This is a genomic window from Bacteroidota bacterium (genome assembly GCA_034723125.1).
In the GTDB taxonomy this organism is placed as follows: domain Bacteria; phylum Bacteroidota; class Bacteroidia; order CAILMK01; family JAAYUY01; genus JAYEOP01.
In genome coordinates this window covers 1-4,120 of sequence record JAYEOP010000131.1, presented here as the reverse complement: position 1 = coordinate 4,120, position 4,120 = coordinate 1, and the positions used below count along the sequence as shown (strand labels likewise).

Annotated in this window: 4 protein-coding genes; 1 reads left to right on the top strand and 3 read right to left on the bottom strand. The window is 31.0% G+C overall.

The window, feature by feature from the left end; translation table 11 throughout:
* The first annotated feature begins 126 nt into the window (after positions 1-126).
* The gene (locus tag U9R42_04000; GenBank protein ID MEA3495179.1) at positions 127-1,332 is read left to right on the top strand and encodes a TlpA disulfide reductase family protein; all 1,206 of its coding nucleotides are present in this window, start codon (positions 127-129) and stop codon (positions 1,330-1,332) included.
* 200 nt (positions 1,333-1,532) lie between these two features.
* Here the strand turns inward: U9R42_04000 and U9R42_03995 are convergent, their stop codons facing one another.
* The 3 genes from U9R42_03995 to U9R42_03985 all read right to left on the bottom strand — a co-directional run bounded on the left by U9R42_03995 (position 1,533) and on the right by U9R42_03985 (position 3,912).
* On the bottom strand, positions 1,533-2,987 hold the full coding sequence (locus tag U9R42_03995; protein ID MEA3495178.1) for a putative DNA binding domain-containing protein: 1,455 nt from the start codon (positions 2,985-2,987) through the stop codon (positions 1,533-1,535).
* A gap of 175 nt (positions 2,988-3,162) precedes the next feature.
* A complete protein-coding gene (locus U9R42_03990; GenBank protein ID MEA3495177.1) occupies positions 3,163-3,714 on the bottom strand; it encodes a DUF4062 domain-containing protein in 552 nt (183 codons plus the stop codon).
* 3 nt (positions 3,715-3,717) lie between these two features.
* On the bottom strand, positions 3,718-3,912 hold the full coding sequence (locus U9R42_03985; protein ID MEA3495176.1) for a helix-turn-helix transcriptional regulator: 195 nt from the start codon (positions 3,910-3,912) through the stop codon (positions 3,718-3,720).
* Positions 3,913-4,120: the final 208 nt, after the last annotated feature.

Below are 4,120 nucleotides of genomic sequence, written 5' to 3'. Positions count from 1 at the left end.
ATGGTTTACTGATAAAGAAAAATTTTGGGCTTTTCATCAAAAAGAAATTGATGAGAAAATGGTATTGGAGTTGGAATAATACTAACTAACTTTTCAAAAGTTTCAAACTTTTGAAAAGTTGATATTATGGGCTATTTATCCGCTCAAGACAATAAAGCGTTTTTTAATGTACTTGAAGTTGAAAGCGATGCACTTAGCTTGTCGAAAGGTATAAAGTTAAAAGGAGAAAGTTTTGTCCTTACTGAAAGTATTGAAATTCTTGAAGGAACAGAAAATCTTCTTTTTGGAAAGTATGCCACCGAGCACCCACGCAGAGAGCAGGCATTAAGTGCATGGGGTTATTTAGAAAAAATATATGCAAAAGATTCACTTTTTACAGTGCAAGCTGACCCCAAACAAGCAATTGCCAACGAGAAGCAACGCATAAAAACTGAAGACAGCCTATTTCTCGCCAATTTGCCCAAAAATTCTTATGTAAGCTATTATTTGCCAGTTCGCAAGTTGGTGAGTTCGGTTTCTACCATAGCACAATACCGAACCGAAGAAATACCGGTTGCCATTACATCATTTCGAAATATAGATTATACAGACCCTCGTTTGCAAAAAAGTGGTTTGCTTGCTGATGTCGTTGAAAGCCATTTTTGGTTGATAGAAAACAGCGGACGTACTCTGGATTCAGTGTATATTGAAATGAATATATCCATTGATATTTTAATTGAAAATCTTTTATCGGACGAGCAAAAACTGAATGAGATAAGCGAATACTTATTCAAATTTCTTGAAAAACGCAGTTTGTTTAAAGCATCGGAATATTTAGCCTTAAAATTACTCAACGAACAGGGCTGTACACTCAACAACGATTTTGTCGCCCAATTGGAAAGCTACCGTGCCATGAAAAAGGGAAATACTGCTCCCGATATTATAATTGCAGGAGATATTTTAAATCGAAGCAATCCTGCATTACAAAAACTATCCGATATAGAAAGTGATTACATTGTTGTTGTTTTTGGTGCAAGCTGGTGCCCTGCATGTCCTTCTGAACTTTTACAAATTGCAGGAGTTTATAACAAATGGAAATCTCAAAATGTAGAAGTTGTTTTTGTTTCATTGGATGAAAATGAGAAAAATTTCAAAAAATTTGCAAAGGATTTTCCATTCATCAGCATCTGCGATTATCAAAAATGGGAAAGCCAGTCGGTAAAAGACTATCATGTATTTGCCACACCAACAATTTACCTGTTGGATAATAATTTGGAAATCATTCTCAGACCAAACTCCGTAAGACAAATGGTTGCTTGGGTAGATTGGTATTTGGTGGAGGGGAATGAATAAAATGTTGATTGAAAACTGAAGCAAATAGAGGAATTAAAACGAAACGCCAACATCGTGTATAGTGCATGCCGTCATAGCATTTTGATAGTTTTCTTAGAGGCACTACTTACATCTACTTTAATATTTACGATAAATCCTGCATTACGTAGAGGTTTTGTTGTGCGGTCGTACTTTTTTCTATCAACAAATACCTGATGTTTTCATATAGATTTAACTACATAATATCCACCTTTCTTTGATACACCTCTATATTCAATCATTCCAACATTTTTTAGCTTTCTTATATAACGTTCTGTTGAAGACAAACTTTTATCTATAAGATTAGCAATTGCAGGAGCCTTTAATCCGGGGTTATTACCAACAGCTTTAAAAAGTATATTTAGTTCTTCATTTACACCTTCACTTTCACCTTCAACAACTATTGATTTTACACCTTCATTTACACCTTCATTTACACCTTCATTATCTTCTTCACTTTTAATTGCAAGTTTAGGAAATGTAACTGTGGTAATATCTTCTTTATCAACCCAATAAGGAGAGTTAAAACCATTCCTTTTGCAATCATCAATCATACGAAGAGTTCCACTACCTAACATTTCAATATACTTACGAATAAAACACATTTGTGCTATATCTGAATTTCTAAGTATTGAATTATGTTCAGTCTTTAAATCTCTAATTGTTATACCTTCTGGTAACCCTCCATAATTAGAAATTTCTGTTCTATTATTGAAAATAGAAATCTGCAAGAAACCATTAACCGAATTATAATCTCTATGTACCATTGCATTTAATAATCCTTCACGAAGTGCTAATATTGGATAATTATATTTTTCTTTTCGCAATACACCTTCAACAACAATACTTCTTCCAAAAGTAATATCAATAAAATTTAAAATATCTGTAATATTTTTAAATAGATTATTATCAAAAATTCTATCATTAATAAATTTATCTCCTGTTTTGTTGGAAGGATAAACAGTTAATCTTATTCTTGACTGAGGGATATAACGAGCTGGATTTTTTGCAAATAAAACTACGCAAGCATTTGTGAGATTTCCATTTTTTATAAGTCCCATTTGAATTAAAAAATCTTCAACATCCTCAAAACCACTTCTTTGTTTATAAAGTTCATATTCATTCTTTGTCTTCTCAATTTCTGAAATATCTAAATCTGAAATTTTTGCACCTAAAACGGTTCTACGTTCCCAATGAAAGTCCGCTTCTTTTCTTTCTTTTATTAAATAATTTAAATTTTCTTGATTTGAAATCTTTGTTACGTCATTTTCTCTTGTGAAAATTTTGCCTTTGTATTGATATGGCTTTTTAGCTCCTTCCCATACACTTATTAGTATAATTTCTTTTCTTTTGTATTGAATTAATTGAACAGAGATAGGTGCATTAGGTTTTATTTCTTCTATTAAAAACTTTTTAATATCATTATGAACCTTTTCTGCATTTTCAACTCCATTAATAGTTTTATCATCTTTAATACCTATTATTAAATCACCACCTTGTGTATTAATGAAAGAAGTAATAACCCTAGCAATCATAGCCTTATTAGGCTTTTCTTTAAATTCTAAACGAACACTCTCTTGTTGTTGGAGTAAGTTATCTATAATAAAACTATTATCCATTATTTGTTGGTTTTTCATTTATAATACTTTCTACAAAATTTTTATCAGAAAATTGAGTATTTAGTGCCTCTAAGAAAACTATCAAATTTTATGATTTCTAAGATTTTTGATGAGATTTTTATTTTTTGAGACGAGGCGATGCCTTAGCATCAGTGAGTTGAGAAAGATAAAAATATCGCAAAAAGATAGGAATCTAATTTTGCAGAGTTTTCTTAGAGACACTATTTACATAAATCATCATTTCATCCAAACGATAGAACTCTTGTGCCCAATTTCCATTTCTCAATCTTACAGGAATGTGATTTTCAATAACATATTCGTAAACATCAATTGTTCTTGGATCGAAGAATCTATTCTTTTCCACCTCAATTTTATCACCACTTTTTAGTTTTAGTTTTTCAAAGAGCAAACGAGCAAATACAACATCACGATGCACTAAGAACCAATATGGTTTTTTGAGAGCAATAGCTTTTTTTATTTCTTCAAAGGTAATATTCTTCTCTCCAATATTTCCTGTACCATAAAAAGGACGGATAATTCCTAAAAACAAATCACATTCCTCAACGGCATTCAAGCAATTTTCCAAATTTGATAATTTTGGATTTACCTTTATACTACCATTATAAGAATTAAGTACTTCATAATCCAATAAATTTAATTGAGCAGTAATCTGTGACAATTGGTCTTCAAAACCATAGACAGTAGAGCTAAGCATAATTTTTATCTTCTGTTTCTTTTTTGCCATATTTTATAATACTTTTTGTTTAATTAAATCTTTTGGGTCAACATCAAGTATTTTGGCAATTTCAAAAAGAACTTCCAGTCTTGGTTGTTGTCGATTTTGCACATAAGCATTTACCATATTGTAGCTTTTACCGAGTTTTTCAGCAAGCCACTTTTGTTTAATTCCTTTTGCTTCTAATACTTCCTTAATTCTATTCATAATCATTTTAGAATTGAATTGACAAATTTAGAATAAATATATCATTTTTCAATATATTTAATGTCTGTTTTTCATTATCTGGTTGTCTGTGTCGGTTCTTCTGTATGCCACACAACTACGTTATATCACGACAAATCCCCAAATCTGTTGTCATTTTTATATTTCAAATTCCGGTTTCTTAATCGGACTTTTAGCGTTATTTTCATTA

What these genes read in the sequence shown, in the direction of transcription:
- U9R42_04000 (MEA3495179.1), top strand. Translation starts at nt 127, where the DNA reads ATGGGCTATTTATCCGCTCAAGACAATAAAGCGTTTTTTAATGTACTT.
- U9R42_03995 (MEA3495178.1), bottom strand. Translation starts at nt 2,987, where the DNA reads ATGAAAAACCAACAAATAATGGATAATAGTTTTATTATAGATAACTTA.
- U9R42_03990 (MEA3495177.1), bottom strand. Translation starts at nt 3,714, where the DNA reads ATGGCAAAAAAGAAACAGAAGATAAAAATTATGCTTAGCTCTACTGTC.
- U9R42_03985 (MEA3495176.1), bottom strand. Translation starts at nt 3,912, where the DNA reads ATGAATAGAATTAAGGAAGTATTAGAAGCAAAAGGAATTAAACAAAAG.